The sequence below is a fragment of the Novosphingobium sp. SG720 genome, assembly GCF_012275365.1.
In the GTDB taxonomy this organism is placed as follows: domain Bacteria; phylum Pseudomonadota; class Alphaproteobacteria; order Sphingomonadales; family Sphingomonadaceae; genus Novosphingobium; species Novosphingobium rhizosphaerae.
On record NZ_JAAZQN010000001.1, the window covers coordinates 1232129 to 1257637 of the forward strand.

At 66.3% G+C, this 25509-nt stretch carries 18 protein-coding genes and 1 tRNA gene; 14 read left to right on the forward strand and 5 right to left on the reverse strand.

Annotation, left to right across the window (positions count from 1 at the left end):
- The first annotated feature begins 1 nt into the window (after nt 1).
- The 3 genes from addB (at nt 2) to trxA (ending at nt 6881) form a co-directional block, all read left to right on the forward strand.
- Nucleotides 2–3010 carry a double-strand break repair protein AddB gene (gene addB / locus FHW94_RS05600; RefSeq protein WP_168554715.1) on the forward strand — a complete coding sequence of 1003 codons (3009 nt, stop codon included), beginning with the start codon at nt 2–4 and terminating at the stop codon, nt 3008–3010.
- A complete protein-coding gene (addA, locus tag FHW94_RS05605) occupies nt 2980–6459 on the forward strand; it encodes a double-strand break repair helicase AddA (protein WP_168554716.1) in 3480 nt (1159 codons plus the stop codon). The genes addB and addA overlap by 31 nt, the downstream gene beginning before the upstream one ends.
- 101 nt (nt 6460–6560) lie before the next feature.
- On the forward strand, nt 6561–6881 hold the full coding sequence (gene trxA / locus FHW94_RS05610; RefSeq protein WP_168554717.1) for a thioredoxin: 321 nt from the start codon (nt 6561–6563) through the stop codon (nt 6879–6881).
- A gap of 119 nt (nt 6882–7000) precedes the next feature.
- Here trxA and FHW94_RS05615 read toward each other — a convergent pair whose 3' ends face one another.
- The 3 genes from FHW94_RS05615 to argJ are packed head-to-tail and all read right to left on the reverse strand — an operon-like array spanning nt 7001 to nt 9644.
- The gene (locus tag FHW94_RS05615) at nt 7001–7810 is read right to left on the reverse strand and encodes an inositol monophosphatase family protein (RefSeq protein ID WP_168554718.1); all 810 of its coding nucleotides are present in this window, start codon (nt 7808–7810) and stop codon (nt 7001–7003) included.
- Nucleotides 7807–8412 (reverse strand): glutathione S-transferase, encoded by a 606-nt coding sequence (locus tag FHW94_RS05620; RefSeq protein WP_168554719.1) that lies wholly within the window; start codon nt 8410–8412, stop codon nt 7807–7809. The genes FHW94_RS05615 and FHW94_RS05620 overlap by 4 nt, the downstream gene beginning before the upstream one ends.
- A 5-nt stretch (nt 8413–8417) precedes the next feature.
- Nucleotides 8418–9644 carry a bifunctional glutamate N-acetyltransferase/amino-acid acetyltransferase ArgJ gene (gene argJ, locus FHW94_RS05625; protein WP_168554720.1) on the reverse strand — a complete coding sequence of 409 codons (1227 nt, stop codon included), beginning with the start codon at nt 9642–9644 and terminating at the stop codon, nt 8418–8420.
- Nucleotides 9645–9771: 127 nt separating this feature from the next.
- Here argJ and FHW94_RS05630 point away from each other — a divergent pair, with 127 nt between their 5' ends.
- The 4 genes from FHW94_RS05630 to FHW94_RS05645 all read left to right on the forward strand — a co-directional run bounded on the left by FHW94_RS05630 (nt 9772) and on the right by FHW94_RS05645 (nt 13868).
- Complete coding sequence (locus FHW94_RS05630) at nt 9772–10389, forward strand: energy transducer TonB (RefSeq protein WP_168554721.1); 618 nt, start codon at nt 9772–9774, stop codon at nt 10387–10389.
- 65 nt (nt 10390–10454) lie between these two features.
- A complete protein-coding gene (locus FHW94_RS05635) occupies nt 10455–10721 on the forward strand; it encodes a hypothetical protein (protein ID WP_168554722.1) in 267 nt (88 codons plus the stop codon).
- 132 nt (nt 10722–10853) lie between these two features.
- Entirely contained in the window at nt 10854–13586 is a 2733-nt protein-coding gene (secA, locus tag FHW94_RS05640; RefSeq protein ID WP_168554723.1) for a preprotein translocase subunit SecA, read from the forward strand.
- A gap of 81 nt (nt 13587–13667) precedes the next feature.
- Complete coding sequence (locus tag FHW94_RS05645; protein WP_110760943.1) at nt 13668–13868, forward strand: hypothetical protein; 201 nt, start codon at nt 13668–13670, stop codon at nt 13866–13868.
- Between the two features lie 52 nt (nt 13869–13920).
- Here FHW94_RS05645 and FHW94_RS05650 read toward each other — a convergent pair whose 3' ends face one another.
- Both FHW94_RS05650 and FHW94_RS05655 read right to left on the reverse strand, forming a co-directional pair.
- Nucleotides 13921–15951 carry a M13 family metallopeptidase gene (locus FHW94_RS05650; protein WP_349237442.1) on the reverse strand — a complete coding sequence of 677 codons (2031 nt, stop codon included), beginning with the start codon at nt 15949–15951 and terminating at the stop codon, nt 13921–13923.
- A gap of 124 nt (nt 15952–16075) precedes the next feature.
- Nucleotides 16076–16483: a low affinity iron permease family protein gene (locus tag FHW94_RS05655; RefSeq protein WP_168554724.1), complete on the reverse strand. Its 408-nt coding sequence runs from the start codon at nt 16481–16483 to the stop codon at nt 16076–16078.
- 513 nt (nt 16484–16996) lie between these two features.
- Between FHW94_RS05655 and FHW94_RS05660 the strand changes: the two genes are divergently transcribed.
- The 7 genes from FHW94_RS05660 to FHW94_RS05690 all read left to right on the forward strand — a co-directional run bounded on the left by FHW94_RS05660 (nt 16997) and on the right by FHW94_RS05690 (nt 25438).
- Nucleotides 16997–19423, forward strand: coding sequence for a TonB-dependent receptor (locus FHW94_RS05660; RefSeq protein ID WP_168554725.1), 2427 nt, complete (start codon nt 16997–16999; stop codon nt 19421–19423).
- A gap of 2 nt (nt 19424–19425) precedes the next feature.
- Complete coding sequence (locus FHW94_RS05665) at nt 19426–20811, forward strand: LLM class flavin-dependent oxidoreductase (RefSeq protein WP_246865895.1); 1386 nt, start codon at nt 19426–19428, stop codon at nt 20809–20811.
- Entirely contained in the window at nt 20808–22247 is a 1440-nt protein-coding gene (locus tag FHW94_RS05670; protein ID WP_168554726.1) for an MFS transporter, read from the forward strand. Before FHW94_RS05665 ends, FHW94_RS05670 begins: the two co-directional genes overlap by 4 nt.
- A 399-nt stretch (nt 22248–22646) precedes the next feature.
- Entirely contained in the window at nt 22647–23612 is a 966-nt protein-coding gene (locus FHW94_RS05675) for a TauD/TfdA family dioxygenase (RefSeq protein ID WP_168554727.1), read from the forward strand.
- 84 nt (nt 23613–23696) lie between these two features.
- Nucleotides 23697–24371: a glutathione binding-like protein gene (locus FHW94_RS05680; protein ID WP_168554728.1), complete on the forward strand. Its 675-nt coding sequence runs from the start codon at nt 23697–23699 to the stop codon at nt 24369–24371.
- Nucleotides 24368–25219, forward strand: a complete 852-nt coding sequence (locus tag FHW94_RS05685) for a TauD/TfdA family dioxygenase (RefSeq protein WP_168554729.1) — start codon at nt 24368–24370, stop codon at nt 25217–25219. Before FHW94_RS05680 ends, FHW94_RS05685 begins: the two co-directional genes overlap by 4 nt.
- Before the next feature lie 142 nt (nt 25220–25361).
- Nucleotides 25362–25438: transfer RNA gene (locus tag FHW94_RS05690), tRNA-Pro, on the forward strand.
- Nucleotides 25439–25509: the final 71 nt, after the last annotated feature.

Consider the following 25509-nt stretch of genomic DNA (forward strand, 5'->3'; position numbering starts at 1 on the left):
GATGACCGCGAAGACCCGGCCCAGCGTTTACAGCATCGCCGCACACCGGGGCTTTGCCGACGCGCTGGTGGCCGGGCTTATCCCTCGCTATCGCGAGGACACGTTCGGATTGGCGCGGCTGACACTGCTGTTGCCCAGCCAGCGTGCGGTGCGGGGCCTTACCGAGGCGTTCATTCGCGCGTCGGGCGGCGGCTTGCTGCTGCCGCGCATGGCGGTGGTGGGCGATCTCGATCTGGACGAGACGCTGGGGGCACTGCTCGATCCGCTGGGTGGCGGGGCAGTGGCGCCGCCGGCCTGCGATCCCGTGTTGCGGCTGTTGCGGATCGCAGAAATCTTGCGCGAGGAATTGGCTGCGCAAGGCATCGAGCGGGGCGAGGCAGGCCTCTTGCGCCAGGCGCGCAGCCTGGCGCAGTCGCTCGATCGGCTGGCGGCGGAGGAAGTGTCGCCCGAGCAGTTGTTGACCATCGACATGCTGCCCGAACTGGCCGAGCACTGGCAAGACAGCCTGCGCCTGTTCGCCCGGGTGCAGGTGCGCTGGCAGTTCGAACTGGACGAGCGCGGGCAGGTGGATGCCCCGGTGCGCCGCAACCTGCTGCTGGCCCATGCCGCGCAGAGCTGGCGTGCCAATCCGCCGCCCGGCCCGGTGATTGCCGCTGGTGTGACCTCCGCCGCGCCGGCGATCGCGCGCTTGCTGCGCACCGTGGCCGATCTGCCGCAAGGCGCGGTGGTGCTGCTCGATCTCGATCTGGCGCTGGAAGCCGAGGTGTGGGATGCGCTGGGCCAGGCCGGTGCCAGCGAGGAGCCGGGCGGCCCACCATTCGGCCGGGGCGACCAGGTCACCCATCCGCAGTATCACTTGAAGCTGTTGCTGCATCGCATGGGCCTGGCGCGCGAGGAAGTGCGGCCGTGGCATCGCGCGGGGATCGCGGCGGCCCCCCCGGCGCGCAGTCGGGCGATTTCCAATCTGTTCCTGCCGCCCGAGGCGAGCACGGCCTGGGTCAAGTTGCCGGCGGCGGACCGGCGTCTTGCCGGCGTGCGCCTGATGCACAGCGCGCATCCCGAAGAAGAGGCGCAGGCGATTGCCGTGCTGGTGCGCGAAGGGCTGGCCGTGCCGGAGCGGCGCGTGGCGGTGGTCACGCCCGATCGCGCCCTGGCGCAGCGCGTGATTGCGCATCTCGGCCGCTGGAACATTGCGGCGGACGATACCGCCGGCCGCCCGCTGCCGCAGACCGTGGCAGGGCGCCTGCTGCTGCAACTCGCGCAGGCCTGGGCCGAACGCGCCGCGCCGGTGGCGCTGCTGGCGCTGTTGGGCCATCCGCTGGTCATGGGGGGGGAGCCGCGTGCGGGCTGGCTGGAACGCGTGCGCCAGCTTGACTTCGTGCTGCGCGGGCCGCGACTGGGGCCAGGGCTGGAGCCGATCCGCGATGCGGTGCGCGCGAAGGAAAAGCGCTTTCCCGGTCTTTCCGCCTGGTGGGACGAGGTGGAACTGTTGCTCGCCCCGCTGCTGGCCGGGCACGATGCCCTGCCGCTGGCCGCCACGCTCACTTTGCTGGCCGAGATGGCCGAGGCGTTGTGTGGGTCGGCGCTCTGGGCCAATGCCGATGGCCGCTGCCTGGCGCAGTTCGTGGAACAATGGCGCGATGCGGCAGCGCAGGCCGGAGAGCAGACAGGCGGCTTCCCGGTCGATCCCGCGCAAGTGCCCGCCCTGCTGCGCGACGCGATGGACGAGGTTTCGGTGCGCCCGCCTTATGGCGGCCATCCGCGCCTGGCGATCTATGGCCTGCTCGAAGCACGGATGAGCCGGGCGGACCTGGTGATCTGCGCCGGCATGACCGAGGGGACATGGCCCGCCGCGCCTGCGCCCGATCCGCTGCTGGCGCCAGCGGTCTTGCGCACATTGGGCATTCCCGGCGCCGATTTCCGCATTGGTCTGGCTGCGCACGACCTCGCCGCCATGCTCGGCGCGCCCGAAGTGGTCTTGAGCTTTGCCGAGCGTGATGCGGCGGGGCCGGCGATCCCCTCGCGCTTTCTGTTGCGCATCCGCGCGATGCTGGGCGAAGAGGGCGTGGCGTGGGAGCGCGAGGCGGTGAACCTGGCCCAGGCGCTCGACGCCGCGCCCCAGGCACCCGCCTATCCGCGCCCGCGGCCGATGCCATCGCCGCAGCAGCGCCGGGTGGACATTGCCGTGACCGCGCTCGACCGCCTGCGGTCAGACCCCTATCAGTTCTATGCCTCCGCCATCCTGGGCCTCAGAAGGCTCGACCCACCCGACGCCGATCCCACCCCTGCGTGGCGCGGTACGGCGGTGCACGTCATTCTGGAAGAGTGGCACCAGGCCGGCGCGCCGCCGGGTGAACTGGTGCCGCTGGCCGAGCGCAAGCTGGCCGAAATGAGCGCGCACCCGTTCATGCGCAGCCTGTGGCGTCCGCGCCTGACTGCCGCGCTGGCCTGGATCGAGGCGGAGCAGGAGCGCTTGCTCGACGAAGGCCGCGCGGTCGCCGCGTTCGAATGCTGGGGCGATACGACCGTCGATGGCATCCGCATTTTCGGCCGCGCCGACCGGATCGACCGCTTGCCCGATGGCACGCTGGCCGTGGTCGATTACAAGACCGGCACGCCGCCATCGGGGCGCATGGTGCAGGAAGGCTTTGCCCTGCAACTGGGGCTGATCGGCCTGATCGCGCAAGCCGGTGGCTTCAAGGACAAGCAGGGCCGCGTGACCGTGGAGGGCGAGCCGACCAGGTTCGAATACTGGTCCCTGGCGCGCAACCGCGAGCGCGGCTTTGGCTATTGCGAGGAGCCGATCCTGGAGGGGCGCAAGAAATCGGGCATCCCGCGCGAGGATTTCCTGCCCGAAACCCGCCGCTTCCTGGCCGAGGCAATTGCCCGCTGGATTCTGGGCAACGAACCTTTCGTCGCGCGGCTGAACCCTGATCTGCCCAGCTATGCCGATTACGACCAGTTGATGCGGCTGGAAGAATGGCAGGGCCGGGGAGGGAACGCCGAGTGAGCAAGGTCTATCCCCTGCAAGGCAACCAGGCCCGCGCCGTGGCGCCGCACCGCACGGTGTGGCTCAGCGCCTCGGCCGGCACGGGCAAGACCCAGGTGCTCTCGGCACGCGTGCTGCGGCTCTTGCTGCAGGACGGGGTGGAGCCGGAAAACATCCTGTGCCTGACCTTTACCAAGGCGGGCGCCGCGGAAATGGCCACCCGCGTCAACGATGTCTTGGCGCGCTGGGTGCGGCTCGATGATCTGGCGCTGTTCCGCGAACTGGAGGCGATCGGCGCCGACGGCCGGCCCGAAACGCTGGAGCGGGCGCGCAGCCGCTTTGCCGCCGTGCTCGATTGCCCGGGCGGGGGCCTGCGGATCGAGACGATCCACGCCTTTTCGCAATGGCTGCTGTCGGCCTTTCCGGTGGAATCCGGCCTTCTGCCCGGCACCCGCGCGATGGAAGACCGCGACCGCGAGCTGCTGGTGCGCGAAGTTCTGGCGCAGATGCTGGTGGAGGCTGAGGAAAGCGGCGAGGAACGCCTGCTCGATGCCCTGGCCGACATGGCGCTGCGCATGGACCAAGGCGCGGTCATCGGCTTCCTGCTGCGCTGCGCCAAGGCGATCGACCTGTGGCAGGAGCCCGGCGCCTGGCGCCCGCCGCTGCGCCCGCGCATCAACCAGCTGCTGGGCTTGGCCGCCGATGAAGACGGCAGCGGCGTGGCCGAACTCTGTGCCGACGACGCGTTCGATATCGCCTCTGTCCGCCGCTGCATGGCCGCCAACGCGGCCTGGAATACCAAGAGCGGCATCGATGCCGCCAACATGATGGGCGATTGGCTGGCGGCCAACCCGCAGGCGCGCCTCGCCGGACTGGACGACTTTGCCAAGCTGTTCATGACCGCCAAGGGCGAGGCCAAATCCACCCGCAATCTCGACAAGCACGAGCCGGCCTATGGCGAATACCAGGCCCGCGTGATCGCCGGGCTTGCCGCCGTGCGCGACCGCATCGCGCTGGTGAACCTTGCCGCGCTGCTCGATCCCGCGCTCACCGTGGGGCGCCGCTTTGCCTTGGCCTGGGAAGCCGCCAAGGCGCGCGAAGGCTTCATCGATTTCGACGACCAGATCCGCACCGCCGCCGCGCTGCTCACCGAGCGGACCACGGCGGACTGGATCCGCTACAAGCTGGACCGCCGGTTCGACCATGTGCTGGTGGACGAAGCGCAGGACACCAACGAGGCGCAATGGCGCATCGTGCTCGACGGACTGGTGCAGGACTTTTTCTCCGGCCAGGGGCAAAGCCAGCGCGACCCGCGCACGCTGTTCGTGGTGGGCGATTACAAGCAGGCGATTTTCCGCTTCCAGGGCACCAGCCCCGAAAACTTTGCCAAGGCGCGAGGCCGCGTGCAGCGCGAACTGGCCGGCCTTGCCCAGGCGATGGACGAGCCGGAGCGCGAACTGCTCTCGCTGGGGCTGGGGCAATCCTATCGCACCGCCATGCCGATCCTGGCGTTTGTCGATCGCGCGATTGCGGCCATCGGCCCCGATCGCTTTGGCCTGCCCGAAGCGCCCGAACCCCATGTGGGCGACATGCGCCCCGGCCTGGTGCGGCTGTGGCGCCCGGTGGGCGATCTTTCGGGAGCCGAGGACGATCTGCCCGAAGCCGGCGACGAGGGCGGCGAGAACTGGCTGTCGCGCCCCGATCGCGACCTGGCCGACCGGCTGGCGCGGCAGGTGCGCGAATGGCTCGATACCGGCTTCCCGTTGCACAAGGGCAAGCCGCGCAATGCCAGCGCCGGCGACGTGATGATCCTGGTGCGCAAGCGCAAGGATCTGGCTGGGCTGATCGTTGCGCGGCTGCATGCGCGCGGGGTGCCGGTGGCCGGGGTGGACCGCTTGCGCCTGGGCGCGCCGCTGGCGGTGAAGGACCTGATGGCGGCCCTGCGCTTCTGCGCGCAGCCGCTCGATGACTTGAACCTGGCCAACCTGCTGGTTTCCCCGCTGATCGGATGGAGCCAGGAAGACCTGCTGGCGCGCGGCTACCGCAAGGATGGCGTGCGGCTGTGGACGCACTTGCTGCACAACCGGGAGCCGGGCACCGTGCAGACGGTGGAGCAATTGCTCGACCTGTTGCGCCGCGCCGATTTCGAGCCGCCGGCGCAATTGCTGCACTGGCTGCTGGTGGGGCCCTGGGCCGCGCGGTTCAAGCTGGTGGCGCGGCTGGGGCGCGAGGCGAACGACCCGATCGATGAACTGCTCAATGCCGCCATGGCCTATGCGAGCGGGCAGGTGCCGAGCCTGGTGGGCTTCCTGCAATGGTTCGACAGCGGCGATGGCGAGTTGAAGCGCGAGGCGGGGCAGGCCGCCGATCTGGTGCGGGTGATGACCGTGCACGGATCGAAAGGCCTGCAAGCGCCCATCGTGATCCTGGCCGATGCTGCCGACGATCCCGATGCGTCGATGGCGCGCGGGGCCGAACTGGTGGAACAGGGACCCGGCCAGCGCGCGCGCGCGGTGCCGCTGCCGGCCTTGCGCAAGGAAGAAAAAGGCGCGCCGATCCGCGCGGCGGAGGAAAAGGCGGCGCTGGAAGAGCGGGCCGAGCATTGGCGCCTGCTTTATGTGGCGCTCACCCGTGCGGAAGAGGCGCTGTTCATTGCCGGGGCCTGGCCGCCCTCGTGCAAGGAATTGCCGGCCGACAGCTGGTATGCGCGGCTGGCGCCGCTGTTTGGCGAAGAGGAAGGCTGGACGCCCGACGCGATCTGGAATGGCGCGCGCGATATCGGCGCGCTGGGGGCGCCGGTGGCCGATGCCGGGCGGGCCGCGCAAACCGTGGCTTTGCCGTTGCTGCCGCCATGGCTGACCACGGCGATCGGACCCGAACCGCGTCCGCCGCGCCCGCTGGCGCCGTCCTCTCTGGGCGAGGACGAGGCCCCTGATCCGCCGACACGGCCCGGACCTGGCGCGATGCAGGCGGCGCGACGCGGCACCCTGATTCACAAGCTGATCGAGCGATTGCCCGCCGTGGCGCATGGCGAACGCGCGGAAGCCGCGCTGGCCTGGCTGGCACGGCAAGGGGCGGAATTCGATGTCGCCGCGCACGAAGAGATGTTGCGCGCCGCGCTGGCCGTGCTCGACCATCCCGATTGGCAGGCCGTGTTCGGCCCTGGCTCGCTGGCCGAGGTGCCGCTGGCTGCGGTGGTGGAAGGGCGCGTGGTTTCCGGCACGATCGACCGCTTGCTGATCACGCCTACCCAAGTGCTGATCGTGGATTTCAAGACAGCGCGGCGCCCGCCGGAGTCATTGGCCCAGGTGCCGTTGGCCTATCTGCGCCAGATGGCCGCCTATGCCGCCGCGCTCGCCGCGATCCACCCCGATCGCGCGGTGGAAGCCGCGCTGCTTTATACCCACGCGCCGCACCTGATCGCCATTCCGCCGCAGGTTCTGGCGCTGCACCGCCCGCAGCCGGCATAGCTTTGCAAGGGACCAGCGCAGCAAACCTTTCGCGCCTTGCCGGTTGCCAAGCCGCCTGCGCATCCTAGATACCGTCTCAACTGATCAACGGAGTTTCGTTCATGTCCACCAAAGCCGTCACCGACGCCAGCTTCTCTGCCGAAGTCCTCCAGTCCGACAAGCCCGTGCTGGTGGATTTCTGGGCCGACTGGTGTGGCCCGTGCAAGATGATCGCCCCGGCGCTGGAAGAGATCGCCGAGGAACTGGGTGACAAGGTGACCATCGCGAAGGTGGACATCATGGAAAACACCAACACTGCCAGCGATTTCGGCGTGCAGTCGATCCCGCTGCTGATCCTGTTCAAGGATGGCAAGCCAGTCGCGCAGAAGCTGGGCGCCGCGCCCAAGAGCCAGCTCAAGGGTTGGCTGGAAAGCGTTCTGTAAGAGGCTTGTGGCGCGCGCTTGCGCCCTTCGACAGGCTCAGGGCGAACGGAAGTGGGGAAGATTACCTCAAAATCCCGTTCGGGCTGAGCTTGTCGAAGCCCCTTGCAGTCAAGCGCACGTTACAAGCCCGCAAGCCGCTCCGCCATGGCATCGAACAAGGCCGGGCTGCTGGCCGCGACCAGGCCTTTTTGCCCCACCTGATCGACGCGATAGGGCCGGCCATCGGGCCGTGCAGCCTTGCCGCCGGCTTCGTTGACGAACAAGACGCCGGCCGCATGATCCCACGCGAGCGTGCGCTCGAAAATCGAGACATCGTTTACGCCGAGCACCAGGCGGGGGTATTGTTCCGCGGCGCAGCGCGGGATATCTACTACGCTATAGTGCGGCAGGATGTGCTGGCGCATTGCCTCGCGCTGGGCCATGTCCATGAAGACGGTGGAAATCGCGGCCACGGGCGGCACTTGCCCGGTGGCCTGCGCGCGCACCGGCGTGCCGTTCACAAAGGCGCCACGCCCTTTTTGCGCGGTGCAGAGGCGGCCTGACAGCACATCGTAGATCCAGCCCGCCACGCATTCGCCATGTTCGGCGAGCGCGATCAGCACGCCGAACGGCGGCTTGCCGGCGGCGAAATTGTTGGTGCCGTCCAGCGGATCGATGATCCAGCACAGCCCATCGCCCAGCCGGTCGAGCAAGGCGGGATCGGCATGGGCGGCTTCTTCCCCCACGATCGTCGCCTCCGGCAGCAGGTGCGCCAGGCCTTCGCTCAGCAGCCGTTCGGCGTGGGTGTCGGCTACGGTCACCACGTCGTCGGCGGCCTTGGCGGTCACGTCGTCATCGGCCAGTTGGCGATAGCGCGGGGCAATGGCTTCCTGCGCCACGCGGGCGATCAGGGTGCCCACGGCGGCGTCAAGCTCTGCGGTCCAGCTCATGTGAATGGAACCGCCGCGATTTCCTGAAAGCCGGGGCGGGTGCGCAGGCGATCCATCCAGGCTTCCACGTGGGGCAGCGCAGGCCGTTCGATCGGTAGGCTGAACCACGTGTGGGCATATGTGCCCATCGGAATGTCGGCCACGCCGAATGCCTCGCCGGATAGGAACGGCTGCCGGGCCAATTGCGCGTCCAGCATGGCCATGAGATCAGCGCAGGCAGCGGCAGACTTGGCCACCACCGGATCGTTGCCATCCTTGCCGCCGCGCACGCAGCCCAGGAACGCGTCGCGCTGGGCATCGGCATAGAGGAATTGCCAGTCCATCCACTGGTCCCCCTGCGCGCGTGCCGCCGGATCGGCAGGCCAAAGCTGCGGGGCATGGGCGGCAAACAGATAGCGCAGGATCGCGTTGGATTCCCACACCACCACGCCGTCATCCTCGATCATCGGCACCAGGCGATTGGGATTTTTGGCCAGGTAGTCGCTCGAATAGCCGAACGACCCGCCCATATCGCGGCGCTCGAAATCCAGGCCGCACTCACGCGCGCCCCAGACTACCTTCTTTACGTTGTGCGAATTGATCCGCCCCCAGATGACCAGCATGGCGTTCAGCTCCGGTAGTCGGCGTTGATCGAGATGTAGCCATGCGTCAGATCGCAGGTCCACACCGTGGCGCGGCCCTGGCCAAGGCCCAGGTCCACCTCGATGGAAATTTCGCGGCCCTTGAGATGCGCCGCCACCGGCGCTTCGTCATAGTCGGCCAGCGGCTGGCCGTCCCTGGCCGCCCAGGTGCCGCCAAAGCCGATCGACAGGCGGTCGCGGTCGGCCGGTTCACCGGCCTTGCCCACGGCCATGACCACGCGGCCCCAGTTGGCGTCTTCCCCCGCGATCGCGGTCTTCACCAGCGGCGAATTGGCAATGGCCAGGCCCACGCGGCGCGCGCTTTCGTCCGAAACCGCGCCGGAAACGGCCACGGCGATGAATTTCTGCGCGCCTTCGCCATCCTTGACCACCAGATGCGCAAGGTCGCGGCACACTTGCTCCAGCGCGGCAGCAAAGGCTTCGCCGCCCACGCTATCCAGGCTGGTCAGTGGCGCGTTGCCCGCCTTGCCGGTGGCAAAGGCCAGCACGGTGTCGCTGGTGGATGTGTCGCTATCGACCGTGATGCACGAGAACGTGCGCTTGTTCGCGGCCGACAGGCATTCCTGCAGGAATGCGGGCGAAACCGCTGCATCGGTAAAGACATAGCCCAGCATCGTCGCCATGTCGGGCGCGATCATGCCCGAACCCTTGATGATCGCGCTGAGCGTCACGGTCTTGTCGCCCACGATGGCCGTGGCGGTGGCGCCCTTGGCAAAAGTATCGGTGGTGCCGATGGTATTTGCCGCCTCTTGCCAGGTGCAGGGCGGGGCCAGCAGCGCGGCCTCGATCCCCGCGCGGGCCTTGTCCTTGGGCAGGGGCACGCCGATCACGCCGGTGGAGGAGACGAAGACCGCTTCGCGCGCGCAGCCCAGATGCGCGGAAACCTGGTCCATGATTGCTTCGACCGCCTCGCGTCCGCGATAGCCGGTGAAGGCATTGGAATTGCCGGCGTTGACCACCAGCGCGCGCGCCGTCCCTTGCGCCACGTTCTGCCGGCCCAGTTCCACTTCGGAAGAGCAGCACACGTTGCGGGTGAACACGCCGGCCACGGCCGTGCCTTCGTCCAGCTCCACATAAGTGAGGTCGCAGCGACCCCAGTCCTTGTACCCGGCGCGGGCCACGCGCGGGGTGACGCCGGCAATCGCGGGCAGGGCGGGGAAGGGCGAGGCGAGCGGGGAAACGGCGTCTGACATGGCCGCGTTCCCTAGCGATTCGGCTGCGCCGCGTCCATGGCTCAGCTTGCGCCAAAGCGGTGGTGCGCATGGTTGACCCTGGCGCGGGCAATCGGCATCACCGGGAGCGGTAAGAGGGGGAGCACCAATGACTTTTGCACCGCGCAACCTTGCCTGGCTGGGCCTGACGGCGGGATGCGCCATGGCAGCGCCGGCGGTGGCCCGCGCGCCGGCGATCGTTCCGGCTCACCCGCTCGGCAATCCGGGCGATTGGGTGACTCCGAACGACTATCCCGCTCGCGCCTTGCGCAATGGCGAAAACGGAACCGTGGGATTCGCGCTCAGCTACGATGCCCAAGGCAAAGTCACGGCGTGCGAAGTCACCGCCAGCAGTGGATCGGCCGATCTTGACGAGGTCACCTGCCAATCGCTGATGGCCCGCGCCGGCTTCAAGCCGGGCACGAAAGGCGGCAAGCCCGAGGGGGGCGTCTATCGCAGCTCGGTGCGCTGGCAAATCCCCGAAGACGCCGACGATGTGCCCGTGCCGGGCAGCATATCGTTATCCTACACGATCAACGCCGATGGCCATGTCTCGGATTGCGTGGGCATCGATGAAAAGGGCGTGCAAAATCCGATTCCGGCGGGCAGCGGTCCGCCGGCCTGCGCCAGTGGCGCGTTGTTGAAGCCGGCGAAGGACGCCAGCGGCAAGCCGGTGAGCAAGCGCGTGACGCTGATTTTCACCACCAAGGTGGACGACGTACCCTGAGCTTTGCGCGCAAATCTGCGGATTGCGCTTTACGCGCGGCGAGCCGTTCCCTATCTCCCGTCGTAATGCGCTTTCTGCTCGTCCTGTTTGCCCTGCTCAGCGGCCTTTCGCTGCCCGAGGTGGCCAATGCCACCACGCGCACCGAAGTGGCCGGTGCCGCGCAGGCCGGATTGGCCGTGGCCCCGGTGGCCGCGCATTGCGTGGTGCAGGCCGCCCGCGTGCGTGCCGCGCGTCCGGCTTTCGATGTGGCGCAACACGCTGCATCCGCCCCGCTGGCGCCGCTGGTGCTGGCCCACGTAGCGACCCTGCGCTGCGACCGCGCGCGCGAATAAGCGCCGCATTGCCCGCTTTTTGCCGGGCACCAATCCGTGATTTTCGCGTTGCCGGCCCCATGCACGCATGCTGCGCGCGGCACAAGCCAGGCCCCTTTGGCCACACCCATTTGCACAACAGGAAACACCGCCATGTTCGGCGCCCTTGCCAAGTCCATTTTCGGTTCGTCCAACGATCGCTATGTCAAGTCGCTCGACAAGCAGGTGAAGAAGATCGCCGCTTTCGAGGCCGAGATGCAGGCGATGAGCGATGAGCAGCTTGCCGCCCAGACGGTGAAGTTCCGCGCCGCGCTCGAAGCGGGCGCCAGCCTTGACGATCTGCTGCCCGAAGCCTTTGCCACCGTGCGCGAAGCATCGGTGCGGACCATGGGCATGCGCCATTTCGACGTGCAGATGATCGGCGGCATGGTGCTGCACCGGGGCGAGATCGCCGAAATGCGCACCGGCGAGGGCAAGACCCTGGTGGCGACGCTGGCGGTCTATCTCAACGCACTGGAAAGCAAGGGCGTTCACGTGGTGACCGTGAACGACTACCTGGCTAAGCGTGACGCCGAAACGATGGGCGTGCTTTACAAGTTCCTGGGCCTGACCGTGGGCGTGATCGTGCCCAACCTCAACGAGTACGAGCGGCGCCAGGCCTATGAAGCCGACATTACGTATGCCACCAACAATGAGTTGGGCTTCGATTACCTGCGCGACAACATGAAGCACGAACGCTCGCAGATGGTGCAGCGTCCCTTCAATTACGCCATCGTCGACGAAGTGGACTCGATCCTGATCGACGAGGCGCGCACGCCGCTGATCATCTCGGGTCCCACCGACGACAAGAGCGATCTCTATCTCTCGGTCGATGCGGTGGTGAAGACCATCGATCCCAAGCACTACGAAGCCGACGAGAAGACCAAGAGCATCACCCTGACCGAAGACGGCGTGGAATGGGTGGAGCGCGCGCTGGAGGATGCCGGGCTGCTGGTCGGCACCAACCTCTATGACATGGAAAACACCATGGTGGTCCACCACTTGGACCAGGCGCTGAAGGCCAATGTCATGTTCAAGCGTGACATCGACTACATCGTCAAGGACGGCAAGGTGGTGATCATCGACGAGTTCACCGGCCGCATGATGGATGGCCGGCGCTGGTCCAACGGCTTGCACCAGGCGGTGGAAGCCAAGGAAGGCGTGCGGATCGAGCCTGAAAACCAGACCATGGCCTCGATCACGTTCCAGAACTACTTCCGCATGTATCCCAAGCTTTCGGGGATGACCGGGACGGCCGCGACCGAGGCGACCGAGTTCTTCGAAATCTACAAGATGAACGTGGTGACCATTCCCACCAACGTGCCGGTCATGCGCATCGACGAGGAAGACGAGTTCTACAAGAACACCACCGACAAGTTTGCCGCCATCGCACGCCTGATCCGCGAAAAGAACGAGATCGGCCAGCCCGTGCTGGTCGGCACCGTGTCGATCGAGAAGTCGGAACTGCTGAGCGAGTTTCTCAACCGCGAGGGGGTCAAGCACGCGGTGCTCAACGCCCGCTTCCACGAGATGGAAGCCCACATCGTGGCCCAGGCCGGCCGCCTGGGCGCGGTGACCATCGCCACCAACATGGCCGGCCGCGGGACCGACATCAAGCTGGGCGGCAACCTCGAATTCCGCATCGACGATGAACTGCGCGATGTGCCCGAAGGGCCCGAGCGCGATGCCGCGATCGCCCGCATGTCGGCCGAGATCGAGGCGGAGAAGGCGCAGGTGCTGGCTGCCGGCGGCCTGTGCGTGATCGGCACGGAACGGCACGAAAGCCGCCGCATCGACAACCAGCTGCGCGGCCGTTCGGGCCGCCAGGGTGACCCGGGCCTGTCGAAGTTCTACCTGTGCCTGGAAGACGATCTGCTGCGCATCTTCGGGCCGGACACGCTGTTTTCGCGCATGATGAATTCCAACCTGGCCGATGGCGAGGCGATCGGATCGAAGTGGCTGTCCAAGGCCATCGAGACCGCACAGAAGAAGGTTGAGGCGCGCAACTACGACATCCGCAAGCAGGTCGTCGAATACGACGACGTTATGAACGACCAGCGCAAGGTGATCTACGAGCAGCGCGCCGACATCATGGATGCCGACGCGGTGGACGACGTGGTGGTGGACATGCGCCACGACACGATCAATGCCATGGTCGGCGATGCCTGCCCGCCGGGGTCCTATCCCGAGCAGTGGAACGTGGCCGGCCTCAAGGAACGCGTGGCCGACGTGCTGGGCCTGACCCCGCCGATCGACGATTGGCTGGAAGAAGACGCGGTGGAAGCGGAATTGATCAGCGAGCGCCTGATCGCGCTGGCCGATGCGCACATGGCCGCCAAGCTCGACACCGTGGACCGTGCTTCGTGGGGTAACCTCGAAAAGTCGATCCTGCTCGAGCGGCTTGACCACCATTGGAAGGAGCACTTGGCCACGCTCGACGCGCTGCGCCAGGTGGTGTTCCTGCGTGCCTATGCACAAAAGACCCCGATCAACGAATACAAGCAGGAAGCCTTCGGCCTGTTTGAAAAGATGCTCGACGCGATCCGCGAGGACGTGACCCGCATCCTGATGATCAGCGAAATCCGCATGCAGCCGATGGAAGATTTCCAGCTGCCCGAACTGCCCGATTTCCTCACCAGCCACATCGATCCGTTCACCGGCGAAAACGACGCGCAACCGCAAGTGCCGGGCGCCGCGGCAATGCTCGGCGCCCTGGGCGGGGCGCAGGCGAGCGCGCCGGTGGCGGCGGGCGAAGACCCATATGCCGGGCAGGGCATCAGCCGCAACGCCCCGTGCCCCTGCGGCTCGGGCCAGAAGTACAAGCACTGCCACGGGCTCGCGGCCTGATCGCCAGCCCTGCCGACTATTCCAGCCCCGGCCAGCCCACGCGCCGGCCGGGGCTTTCTATTGCAATCCAAGGAGCCCGTTGTGGACAAGACTATCAAGCTCACGCTGAGCGAGGATGAAGGCGAAATGATCGTGGACGCGCTGGAGGTGGACCTGGAAGGCTACCTTGAATCCGCCAAGGAAGCGCGCGGCAACAACAACCGGGCCGACGTGGAAACCTTCACCGAAGCGGCCGAGCGCATCAGCAAGCTGATCGCCAAGATCCGCGCCAAGCTGGACTGATCACCCACAAAAAAGCCCCCTCCTGAAGAGGGGGCTTTCTTTTTCCGTCAGTTCACCACAGCTTGGCGCGCTTGTCGGCGGGGATGTACATCGCATCACCCGGCTTGACGCCAAAGGCCTGGTACCATGCCTCGATATTGGGCAGCGGGCCCAGGATGCGGAAGCGGGCCGGGCTGTGCGGGTCGGTCGTCACCTGGTTGCGCAGTGCATCCATGCGCTGGTTGGCGCGCCAGGCCTGGGCGAACGAGAGGAAGAAGCGCTGGTCGCCGGTCAGCCCGCCGATCACCGGCGCAGGCTTGCCGCGCAGCGACTTGTGATACGCGTCGAGCGCCACCTGCAAGCCGGCAAGATCGGCGATGTTTTCGCCCATGGTCAGCTTGGGATTGATGAACGCGCCAGGCGCGGCTTCGAACCGCGCATATTCGTCGCCAAACACTTTCGCTTCGGCTTCGAACCGCTGCGCATCCTGCGGCGTCCACCAATCGGCGATGGCGCCCTTGGCGTCGATCTTGCGGCCCTGGTCGTCAAAGCTGTGGCTGATTTCGTGGCCGATGATCGCGCCCGTTGCGCCATAGTTTACCGCGTCATCCGCGCGCGGATCGAACAGCGGCGGCTGCAGGATGCCGGCCGGAAACACGATCTGCAGCTTGGCCCCGCCGTTGTAGGCGTTCACCGTCTGCGGGTTCATGCCCCATTTCTTGCGATCGACCGGCTTGCCCAGGTCTTCCTTGGCATAATCGGCGTTGAAGCGGGCCGCGCGCACGACATTGCCGTAAAGATCATCGGGCTTGATCGTCAGCGCCGAATAGTCGCGCCACTTGTCGGGATAGCCCACCATCACGTCGATCCGCGCCAGCTTGGCCAGCGCGGCCTGCTTGGTTGGCTCGCTCATCCACGGATTGGCCTGGATACGGGTTTCGAAGGCGGCGCGCAGATTGGCCACCAGCGCCTGCATCCGCGCCTTCGATTGGGGCGGGAAATACTTGGCGACATAAGCCTGGCCGGCTGCTTCGCCCAATTGGCTGTTGACCAGTTCCAGCCCGCGCTTCCACCGGGGCTTGATCTGGGCAACGCCGGTCAAGGTGCGGGAGAAGGCAAAGCGGCTGTCGACCATCGCCTTGGTGAGGAAGGGCGAGGCCTGGTCGGCGACATGGAATGCCTGCCACAGCTTGAGCGTTTCGAGCGGGGTTTGCGCATAGAGCGCGGCAATGTCGCGGATCGCGGTGTTTTCGCGCACGATGATGCGCGGTTGCGGGGCAACGCCCGCGCCGTCGAAATAGGCTGCCCAGTCCAGCCCCGGCGCATAGCCGGCAAGCTGCGCCGACGACATCGGGTTGTTGGTGGCGCTGCGATCGCGGCGGCGGGCAATATCCCAGCTCAGCGTGGCGATCTGGGTTTCGAACGCCATGATCTTGCTGGCCGCATCGGCGGGCTGGGGTACGCCCAGGGTTTGCAGGGTGCGGGTGATATAGGCGACATAGGCTTCGCGCTGCGGCGCGAATGCGGGCTTGAGGTAATAGTCCCGCTCGGGCAGGCCCAGGCCGCCCTGGCCGAGTGAAAGGACATTGAGCCCGGCATTGGCCGTATCGGGCCCCACGCCATAATCGATCATGCTGATGCCGAAGGTGCCTTGGGCCGCGCCCATATAGCGGGCAAAGGCGGCCTTGTCGGGCTGGGCCATCACTTTGGCCACATCGGCCTGAAGCGGCGCGATCCCGCGCTGTTCGACCGCGGCTTCATTCATGAAGCTGGCATAGAGCGCGCCGACCTGGCTGTCTGCTGGCATGCCGGCCACCAGGTCTTTCATCTGGGCCTGCACCTGCTCGTCGATCAGGGCCAGCGTGCCGATGTTGGGCCGATCATCCGGGATCGGCGTGCGCGCTTTCCATTTGCCGTTGGCATACGTGTCGAAATCGTCGCCCGGCTTGACCGAAAGATCGCGGCCGGAAAGATCGACACCCCACCCACCGATTGCTCCCTTCGCCACCGGGGCGGCGGCGGGCCTGGCTGCGGGCGCCGCCAGTGCCGGCTGCAGCGCTGCCACCATGGCCGTGGAAGCGAGAACCATTATCCGCAATGTCACAGTGCCATTATCCTTGCTCTATCCGCATGTTGCAGCCAACCTAGCCCAAGGCGGTTTCATCTGAAAGTGTCTGATGGTGTCGATGCCATTGAAATAAGGGCAGGTCTTCGCAATCACCACCGCTTCATCGGCGGCGCAGCAGCACTTCCACGCTCTGTTCCACGCTGGCCTGCTTGGTGTCGCAGCCGCTTTCCTGTTCCAGCGCGGTGCGGATATCGGAAATCTTGCTGTCGGACAGGTGCTCGATCCCGATGAAATCGCCGCGTGCGCCGTCCAGCGCGCGGATCAGTTCGTCCAGCTTGGCCTGCATCGCCGCCGCATCGCGGTTCTGGGCGTTCTGGATCACGAAGACCATCAGGAACGTGACGATGGTGGTGCCGGTGTTGATCACCAGCTGCCAGGTGTCGGACCAGGCGAAGATGGGTCCCGATATGGCCCAGACGAGAATGATCAGGGTGGCCAGGGCAAAACTCGCCGGTTGGCCGGCCAGCGCAGAGATGCGGTTGGCAAATGCGGTAAAGAGCCGGTCCATGGCGCAGGTTCTTTCTGAAAGGATTGCTGTTTTGTGTCTGAACCGCCGGGCAAAGGCGGTGGTTCCCGAAAGGGCAGGGAACCGGTTCCAGCAACCAGGCTTTTGGTGCGCCCAAGAATTGCTTTGCCACGCGAACCTATCACGGTTGCTTGACGGTCAAAACTCTATCAAATAAATAGAGATCAAGACGCAGCGGGCTGGCCCCACGCTGTGCCGGCCCGCGAGGGCCGCGTCGTGGGCCCGCGGCTTTTGATCGGGAAGCAGCTTGCTCCGCGTTACCAACGGCTAAAGCGCGCGAACGCTGGGGCGACATCGCCAGGCTTCGTGTTCCCCGCTGTTTCAGGGGTTATACGATGCAATGCCAATCATAAGATCATAACAAGCGCCGCACGCCCCGCACCCTGCCAGGGAAGGGCCCGCGCGCAAACCCACATCCAGATTTTCCAATGGCTGCGCGGCGTTGCCGTGCGCGGCACGCTTGCTTGCGCGGCCTGTCCATGAGGGACCTGTTTCATGTCGATTTCGTTTGCCACCCGCCCGGCCACGGGCCTGGGCGCGCTGCTGCTTGCCTCCACCGCGCTCGCGCTGCCCGGCCTTGCCCACGCGGCTGATAGCGCCGCGTCCGCCGCAGCCGAACAGGCGCCCGCGCCCACGGCTGACCCTGCCAGCCCCGATGTGACCGACGCCAGCGCCATCACCGTCACGGCGCGTCACCGCGAGGAAAAGCTGCAGAACGTGCCGCTGGCCATTTCCGCGATTTCGGGTGCTGAACTGACCACCAAGCGGATCGAGCGGGTCAGCGAGTTCGCCCTGCGCGTGCCCAATTTCAGCGCGCTGCAACAGAACACCCGCGTCTCGGGCCTCTACATCCGTGGCCTGGGCGGCAATGCCAGCAACGATGGCGCCGAAGGCGGCGTGGGCCTGATCGTCGACAACGTGTTCTTCACCCACGTCGGCTTTTCCTGGCTCGATTTCGTCGATCTGGAAAACATCCAGGTGGTGCGCGGGCCGCAGGGCACGCTGCTGGGCAAGAACACCACGATCGGCGCGGTGATCGTCCAGACCGCCAAGCCCAAGTTCGAACCGTCCTATACCCTCCAGGCCACCTACGGGAATTACGATGCGGTGCAGGTGCGCGCCAACGCCACCGGGCCGATCATCGCCGACAAGCTGGCCTATCGCCTGACCTTTGCCGAAAGCAAGGGCGGCGGCTGGAACACCAACGCCTACAATGGCGCCAAGCTGCTCGACAACAATCGCTGGTCAGTGCGCGGGCAACTGCTGTTCACGCCCACGTCCAACTTCTCCTCGCGCCTGATTGCCGAGCATTACGAGACGAACGAATACAACAACTTCTATCCGCCGGTGGCAGACGTTACGCAGAACCTGAACCTGAACGGCACGGTCAATTCGGCGCGCACCGGCAGCTGGACGGCCAAGCTGGCGCGGTTTGGCTACACCCCCAATCTCAATGGCCCCTACAACGCCAATCTCAACAACCAGGACCGCCTGGTGGCCAACACCGATGGCGTTTCGAACGAGATCAACTGGGATCTGGGTGGCGTCAACCTGACCGGCGTGACCGCGTGGCGCCGGCTCTATTTCCGCCCCTACAACGACAGCGACTATAGCCCGCTGGACATTTATCGTGCGGGCTATGACGTTGACGTCAATCAGTATTCGCAGGAAATCCGGCTGGCCTCGGACAAGGGCAGCACGATCGACTGGCAGGTGGGCGCCTATTACCTGCACGAAAAGCTTCGCAGCAACCTGCGCACGATCTTCGGGTCCGATGCTTCCACCTTCTTCCTCGCCTCGGGCGTGCCGTCCTCCTACCTCAACGGGCTGGAATACGATCGCGACGGGCACCTGACGATCGACAGCATCGCCGGGTTCGGCCAGGTGACCGCGCACGTGACCTCCACGTTCTCGATCACCGGCGGCGTGCGCTATAACTGGGAAAAGAAGCAGGTGAACGTCGCCGGCTATGCCCTCAACGTCAGCAGCCTCAATCCCGCAGGCGCCACCTTGCGCACGGCCTTGCTCAATAATCTGGGCGGCACCACGGGCGCAGCGGCAGGCGCCTATACGCTCGACAACGAAGTCAGCCGTGGCTCGGTCGCCTGGCTGATCAACCCGGCCTGGCAGATCACGCCGGGCGTGCTGCTCTACGCTTCGGCTAGCCATGGCGAGAAGTCGGGCGCGGCCAACACGTCGGCCACGGCGGCCCAGGCGGCGCTGGTGATCACCCGTCCGGAAAAGTCCACCGATTTCGAGGCCGGCATCAAGACCAGCCTGGCCGGCGGCAAGGCGACGATCAACCTCAACTTCTACAACAACACCATCACCGATTATCAGGGCACCCGCGTTGACCAGACCAACGCCTCGTTCGGGACTTACCTTGCCAATGTGGGCAAGGTGCGCCTGCGCGGTTTCGAGCTGGAAACCACCTATCGCCCGGTGCCGGCCTTGGGCCTGAATGCCAACGTCGCCTATAACGACGCGAAATACCTCGATTATGCCGATGCCCCGGCACCGCTGGAATTCCAGGTGGCCAATGGCGGCGCGGCCGTCCCGCTTTCGCTCACCGGCTACCAGGTGGCCGGCGCGGCCAAGTGGACGGTGCAGGGCGGGATCGATCTCGACCAGCCGATCGGGGGCGAGTGGAACCTCACCGGCTATGCCAACACCAGCTGGAAAAGCCGGATCGCTTATATCAATCCGCGCTCGATCTATGGCTGGCAGGCCCCCGTCGCGATCACCAACGTCGGGCTGGGCCTGCGCACGCAGGACAACCGCTGGCAGCTGCAGGCCTGGGCCAAGAACGTGACCAACGAACGCTATGCGGTGTCCTATGGCGCGGCGAGCGCCTCGGCCCCGGTGATCGAGGTCTATGGCAACCCCCGCACGTTCGGCGGCACCATCACGCGGACGTTCTGATCATGAGCCAGGAAACCGTGGCGGAACAGCCGGCGGGGCGCCGCATGAAACTGGGCGCGTTCCTGTTCGGCGTGGGGCACCATGCCGCCGCCTGGCGGCATCCCGATGTCGATCCGCGCGCGCCGTTCCGTTTCGAATATTGGCGCGATCTGGCCCAGAAGGCCGAACGCGCCAAGTTCGACGCGGTGTTCCTGGCCGACAACGTGGCGCTGTTCGGCACCACGCCCGAGGCGATCAGCTATACCCCGCCGGTCTATACCGGCGAGCCGCTGACCCTGCTTTCGGCGCTGGCCACCCACACCAGCCACATCGGCCTGATCGCCACGGTTTCCACCACCTATATGCCGCCCTACCATGTGGCGCGCAAATTCGCCGCGCTCGACCAGCTTTCAGGCGGTCGGGCGGGGTGGAACCTCGTCACGTCGGGCAGCGACGCCGAAGCGGCCAATTTCGGGCTGGACCACCAGCTGGCCCATGACGCCCGCTATGCGATCGCGGCCGAGCACGTAGAGGTCGTCAAGCGGCTGTGGGACAGCTTTGCCGACGATGCGATCCTGGCGGACAAGGCCAGCGGGCGGTTCTACGATCCCGCGCGGCTGCGCCGGGTGGACCACGTGGGCGATCACTTCCGCGTGGCGGGTCCGCTGCAGACCGGGCGCCCGCCGCAGGGCCATCCTGTCATCGTGCAGGCCGGATCGTCCGAAGATGGCCAGGCCCTGGCCGCCGCGACGGCCGAAGTGGTCTTCACCGCGCAACAGAGCCGGGCCGCGGCGCGCGCCTTTGCCCAGGGGCTGAAAGACAAGGCGCAGGCGCTGGGCAGGCCGCGCGACAGCCTGGTGGTGATGCCGGGCGTGACCATCTACGTTGCCCCCACGCGCGAAGAAGCCGAAGCCAAGTTGGCCCGGCTGCATGCGTTCGTCGATGTGGCCGGCGCGCTCGCCTCGATCCGCACCTTCCTCGATTGGGACCTGACGACGGTCGATCTCGACGCGCCGCGGCCACCGCCGCCTTTCACCCAAGGATGGCAGAGCCGGCAGAAACTGTTTTACGACCTCGCAGTGGAGCAGGGCCTTTCGGTTCGCCAGCTCGTCTCGCGCATGTCGGCGGCGCGCGGGCACCTGGTCCTGGTGGGCACGCCAGCAGAGATCGTCGACGAATTGCAGGCCTGGTTCGAGGACGGCGCCGCCGACGGGTTCAACATCCTGGCGCCGATCTTCCCGCACGGCCTGGATGACGTGATCGAGCTGGTTCTCCCCGAACTGCGCCGGCGCGGCCTGTTCCGCACCGAATATGAAGGCTCGACCTTGCGCGCAAACCTGGGCCTGGCCCGGCCCGATGCCGGGTTTGCTGCGCCGCTTTCCCCCGAAACAAAGGAACTTGTGGCATGAGCACGCTTGCCCTCTATGCCGCCGGCCGCGCTCCGGCTGCCGCTGCGCCAGCCAGGCTCGGTCCGGCGCGGCTGATCGCCTTTTCCAGCCTGGGCATGCCGCTCGCGGCCGTGGAAGTGCCGCTCAGCACGTATGTCCCGCCGCTCTATGCCAGCGCGTTCGGTTTTTCGCTGGGCACGGTGGGCGTGATTTTCCTGCTTGCGCGGCTGTGGGACGCGGTGATCGATCCGGCCATCGGGCTGCTGTCCGATCGCACGCGCAGCCGCTGGGGGCGTCGCCGCCCATGGATCGCGGGCGGCGCGGCGATCTTTGCGCTTGGCGCGGTGCCGGTGTTCCTGCCGCCGGCCTGGTTTGGGCCTTTGGCGCTCTCGGCCGCGCTGTTCGTGCTCTATCTCGGTTATTCGATGATGGCCACGCCACTGGCCGCCTGGATGGGGGAGCTTTCGGGCGCCTATCATGAGCGCACCCGCATCACCACTTATGGCCAGGCGCTGACTTGCGTGGCGCTCTTGCTGGCCCTGGTCCTGCCCAGCCTGCTGGTCACCCGGCTGGCCGGGCAGCCGCGGCTGGAACTGGCGGCGATGGGCGCGATGGTCTTTGCCCTGCTGCTGTTCACGCTGCCGCTCGGCATTCGCGCCTTGCCTGAGCCCCCGCCGCCGGCCGGCGTGCAGGAGCCGGTGCGGGTGTGGCACACGCTGCGCCTGGTGTTTGGCGAAGGCATGCTGCTGCGCGTGCTGGCGTCGAACTTTTCGGTACGCCTGGCGCAAGGGGTGCGCACCGCGCTCTTCGTGTTCTTCATCAGCTTTTACATCGGCAAGCCGGCCTGGGCCCCGGGCCTGTTTCTGCTGCAATACGTGTTCGGCATCTTTGCCTGCCCGCTGTGGCTGGCGATCGGCCGCCGCGTGGGCAAGGAGCGCGCCGCGGTTGCCGGCGAACTGACGCAAGTGGCGATCAACCTGGCCTTGCTGGCGCTCGCCCCCGGATCGGTCGCGCTGCTCCTCGTGCTCACCATCGCCCAGGGCCTGGCGCAGGGATCGGGCAATCTCATGCTGCGTTCGATCGTGGCGGACGTGGCCGATTACCATCGCCTGCGCACCGGGGACGATCGCATCGGCCTGTTCTTTTCGGTCTTCTCGCTATCCGACAAGGCCGGCGTGGCGCTTGCCATCGGGGTGGCGCTGCCGCTGGCCGCCTGGATCGGCTTCGATCCGCGCGGCACCAATCCGCCCGCCGTGCTCGAGCATCTCAAGTGGCTGTTCGCGCTGGGCCCGGCCCTGGGGCACATCCTGTCGGCGGCAGTGATCAACGGCTTTCCGCTCGACGAGCGCCGCCATGGCGATGTTCGCCGCCAACTGGCCGCGCGCGATGCCGCCGGCCTGGTTTCCGATGCCAGCCGCGATCGCTGGCTGGCGCAAGCCGATCGCGCTGCGGATTGATAATTCCGCTTGGGGGCGGCCACGCAAATCTTGTTCTCGCTCGCCTTGCATGGAAAATGTCAATTGATAGAGTAGAGATAGTTCGCAAACGCCTTTTCCCCGGCCAGGAAAAGGGGGCCTCACCGCCCGAACCGGCTCGCGGCATTTGATGGGAAGCAGCTTGCTCCGCGTGATCAACCGCTAAAGCGCGCGAATGCTGGGGCGACATCGCCAGGCTTCGTGATCCCTCCACCAAGTCGAGGTGATACGATGCACAAGACCAATCGAATGTGTTGATCCGCATGCGCTTTTTGCAGCGCTGCCGAATCTGCCCGATCTCTGTTTCCCGATCGTTGTCCCATGTTTGCGCGCACCGGCTCGATGCCGGCTGATGCCGCCCGCTTCACAAGGAACCTGCCCATGGCCACCATCGTTGCCAGCTATCCCAATGCCAAGGATCCGTCCTCGCCGCTCGATATTCGCTCCGTGGGTGGCCGCATCGGCGCCGAAATCCACGGGCTGGCGCTGTCGGGCGATCTCGACGCCGGCACCGTCCAGGCCATCGAGGCCGCACTCGTGCGGCACAAGGTCTTGTTCTTCCGCGGCCAGCAGCATCTCGACAATGCCGAGCACGAGGCGCTGACCGCCCTGTTCGGCGATCCGGTGGCCCATCCCACCGTGCCCGTCGCCGAAGGCTCGAAGTACCTGCTCGAACTCGACAGCAAGGAAGGCTACGCCGCTTCCTCGTGGCACACCGACGTCACGTTCCTGGCCGCCTATCCCAAGGCTTCGATCCTGCGCGGCATCACCATTCCCGAGGCGGGCGGCGACACGCTGTGGGCCAATGGCGAAACCGCCTATGAAGGCCTGCCCGAACCGTTGCGCCAGTTGGTCAACAACCTCTGGGCGGTGCACAGCAACGATTACGACTATGCCGCCACCCTCGCCGCAGCGGGGGTTTCCGAAACGGCGCAGGAAACCGCCAAGGAGCGCACGCTCTACCACAAGTCGGTCTTCGCCTCGACGGTCTACGAAACCGAACATCCGGTGGTGCGTGTCCACCCCGTCAGCGGGCAGCGCAGCCTGCTGCTGGGCCATTTCGTCAAGCGCTTCGTGGGCTTGAGCGAGGCGGATTCGGCGCGTCTGTTCAACATCCTGCAGGATCACATCACCAAGCCGGAAAACACCGTGCGCTGGCGCTGGCAGCCTGGCGACGTGGCCTTCTGGGACAACCGCAGCACGCAGCACCGCGCGATCGCCGATTTCGGCCTGCAGCGCCGGACATTGCGCCGTGCCACGGTTGCTGGCGACGTGCCGGTGGGCATCGACGGGCGCCAGAGCCGCACCACGCGCCAGGAACGCGCCGCCAGCGGCCAGCCGGCCTAAGGCGCGCCAGCGTTTGATCGATCGGCGGGGAGGGGGCTTGGCGGCCCGCTCCCCGCTCGTGCATTTTCAGGGATACCCGTTTCGATGCAATTGCTTGCCTCGCCTGGCGCAACCAGCCTGCCGGCCCATGTGATCATCCGCGAACTCGATCTGCCGGTGGCGGTCCAACTGTTGCGGTTGGGGCCGGGAGGTGATGACCTTGCCGCGCGCACCCCTTACGGCCGCATCCCCGCCCTGGTGCTCGACGATGGCACGGTGATTGGCGAAAATTCGGCGATCCTGCCGTTCCTGGCCGATCAGCGGCCCGGCACCAGCCTGTTCGCGCCCGCCGGCAGTGTGGAGCGCGCGCTGATCCAGTCGTGGATCGGCTATATCAACAGCGAGATCCACGGCGCCACGCAGCGCGTGGGCAATCGTCCGCATCTCTATTCCGACGATCCGGCCGCACATGAGGGTATCCGCCTGGCTGCGCGGCGCCGCCTGCGCGAGGCATACCAGCCGATCGAGGATCATCTCGCCCAGGCCGACTGGCTGGTGGGCGGTCGGTTCACCATTGCCGATGCCTATCTGGGCGTCTTTGCCAGCTATGTCCCGCATTTTGGCCCGGCGCTGGCCGATCTTCCCGCCCTGTCGGCTTTTTCCGCCCGGTTCGAGGCGCTGCCCGCCGTTCAGGCAGCGCGCGCAGTCGAAGGCCCCCTGCCGTTCCGTCCTGGCGCCGCCGCGCCGCAACCTACCGTTTCCAACGAGGTGACCGCATGACACTCGAAATTCGCAAGCATGGGCGCGTCGGCGCCGAAATCCTGGGCGTCGATCTCGCCAGCCCGCTGCCAGAGACCGATCTTGCCGCAATCCGCGCCGCCTTTGCCGATCATGGCGTGATCTTCTTCCGCGATCAGCAGATCACCGAGGAGCAGCACATCGCCTTTGCGCAGAGTTGGGGCCCGATCAACATCAACCGCTTTTTTGCCGCCCATCCGCGCTATCCCGAAATCGCGCTGGTGGTGAAAGAGCCCGATCAGCAACACAACATCGGCGGCGGCTGGCACACCGACCATTCCTATGACTTTGCCCCGGCGCTCGGTTCGATCCTGGTGGCGCGCGAATTGCCGCCGCAGGGCGGGGCGACCGCGTTTGCCTCGATGACCGCGGCCTATGATGGCTTGCCGCCGGCGCTCAAGGCGCAAGTCGATGAACTCCAGGCGGTCCATTCCGCCCGCCACGTGTTCGGCAGCAAGGCGGCAGCCTATGAATCATTGCAGGACACGCGCAGCGATGGCCGCATCGGCAATGCCACTGCGGCCGACGTGCTGGATGATCCGGTGCACCCGGTGGTGATCACCCATCCGCTCAGCGGCAAGCGCGCGCTCTATGTAAACCCCAGTTTCACGGTGCGCGTGCTGGGCCTCTCGGACGAAGCCTCCGCCGATCTGCTGGCCACGCTCTATGAGCATGCCAAGCGGCCTGAATTCCAGGAAGACTTCCACTGGCGCCCCGGCTCGATCGCGTTCTGGGACAACCGGTCCACCTGGCACTATGCCTACAACGACTACCACGGCCACCGCCGCGAAATGCACCGCATCACCATTGAAGGCGTATCTTTGTCTTGACGGGAACGGGCTAAGATGTTGATTTCCAAAAGATTCACTCAAACTGTTGATAAGTTTTTGAATGAAGGCTTGCGCACCCGAAATCGCCCGCATATAGGGCGGCCCTGCCCAGCGGGGACGGCCTAGCCCGAACCGCTCCGGTCGGGGAGTAGCTCAGCCTGGTAGAGCACTGTCTTCGGGAGGCAGGGGCCGGAGGTTCGAATCCTCTCTCCCCGACCACTTATTCTTCCTGTTATGCAGGGCGATGAAAAAGCCGGCGCCATGCCGGCTTTTTTCGTTTCCAGCATCGT

What these genes read in the sequence shown, in the direction of transcription:
- addB (WP_168554715.1), top strand. Translation starts at nt 2, where the DNA reads ATGACCGCGAAGACCCGGCCCAGCGTTTACAGCATCGCCGCACACCGG.
- addA (WP_168554716.1), top strand. Translation starts at nt 2,980, where the DNA reads ATGGCAGGGCCGGGGAGGGAACGCCGAGTGAGCAAGGTCTATCCCCTG.
- trxA (WP_168554717.1), top strand. Translation starts at nt 6,561, where the DNA reads ATGTCCACCAAAGCCGTCACCGACGCCAGCTTCTCTGCCGAAGTCCTC.
- FHW94_RS05615 (WP_168554718.1), bottom strand. Translation starts at nt 7,810, where the DNA reads ATGAGCTGGACCGCAGAGCTTGACGCCGCCGTGGGCACCCTGATCGCC.
- FHW94_RS05620 (WP_168554719.1), bottom strand. Translation starts at nt 8,412, where the DNA reads ATGCTGGTCATCTGGGGGCGGATCAATTCGCACAACGTAAAGAAGGTA.
- argJ (WP_168554720.1), bottom strand. Translation starts at nt 9,644, where the DNA reads ATGTCAGACGCCGTTTCCCCGCTCGCCTCGCCCTTCCCCGCCCTGCCC.
- FHW94_RS05630 (WP_168554721.1), top strand. Translation starts at nt 9,772, where the DNA reads ATGACTTTTGCACCGCGCAACCTTGCCTGGCTGGGCCTGACGGCGGGA.
- FHW94_RS05635 (WP_168554722.1), top strand. Translation starts at nt 10,455, where the DNA reads ATGCGCTTTCTGCTCGTCCTGTTTGCCCTGCTCAGCGGCCTTTCGCTG.
- secA (WP_168554723.1), top strand. Translation starts at nt 10,854, where the DNA reads ATGTTCGGCGCCCTTGCCAAGTCCATTTTCGGTTCGTCCAACGATCGC.
- FHW94_RS05655 (WP_168554724.1), bottom strand. Translation starts at nt 16,483, where the DNA reads ATGGACCGGCTCTTTACCGCATTTGCCAACCGCATCTCTGCGCTGGCC.
- FHW94_RS05660 (WP_168554725.1), top strand. Translation starts at nt 16,997, where the DNA reads ATGTCGATTTCGTTTGCCACCCGCCCGGCCACGGGCCTGGGCGCGCTG.
- FHW94_RS05665 (WP_246865895.1), top strand. Translation starts at nt 19,426, where the DNA reads ATGAGCCAGGAAACCGTGGCGGAACAGCCGGCGGGGCGCCGCATGAAA.
- FHW94_RS05670 (WP_168554726.1), top strand. Translation starts at nt 20,808, where the DNA reads ATGAGCACGCTTGCCCTCTATGCCGCCGGCCGCGCTCCGGCTGCCGCT.
- FHW94_RS05675 (WP_168554727.1), top strand. Translation starts at nt 22,647, where the DNA reads ATGGCCACCATCGTTGCCAGCTATCCCAATGCCAAGGATCCGTCCTCG.
- FHW94_RS05680 (WP_168554728.1), top strand. Translation starts at nt 23,697, where the DNA reads ATGCAATTGCTTGCCTCGCCTGGCGCAACCAGCCTGCCGGCCCATGTG.
- FHW94_RS05685 (WP_168554729.1), top strand. Translation starts at nt 24,368, where the DNA reads ATGACACTCGAAATTCGCAAGCATGGGCGCGTCGGCGCCGAAATCCTG.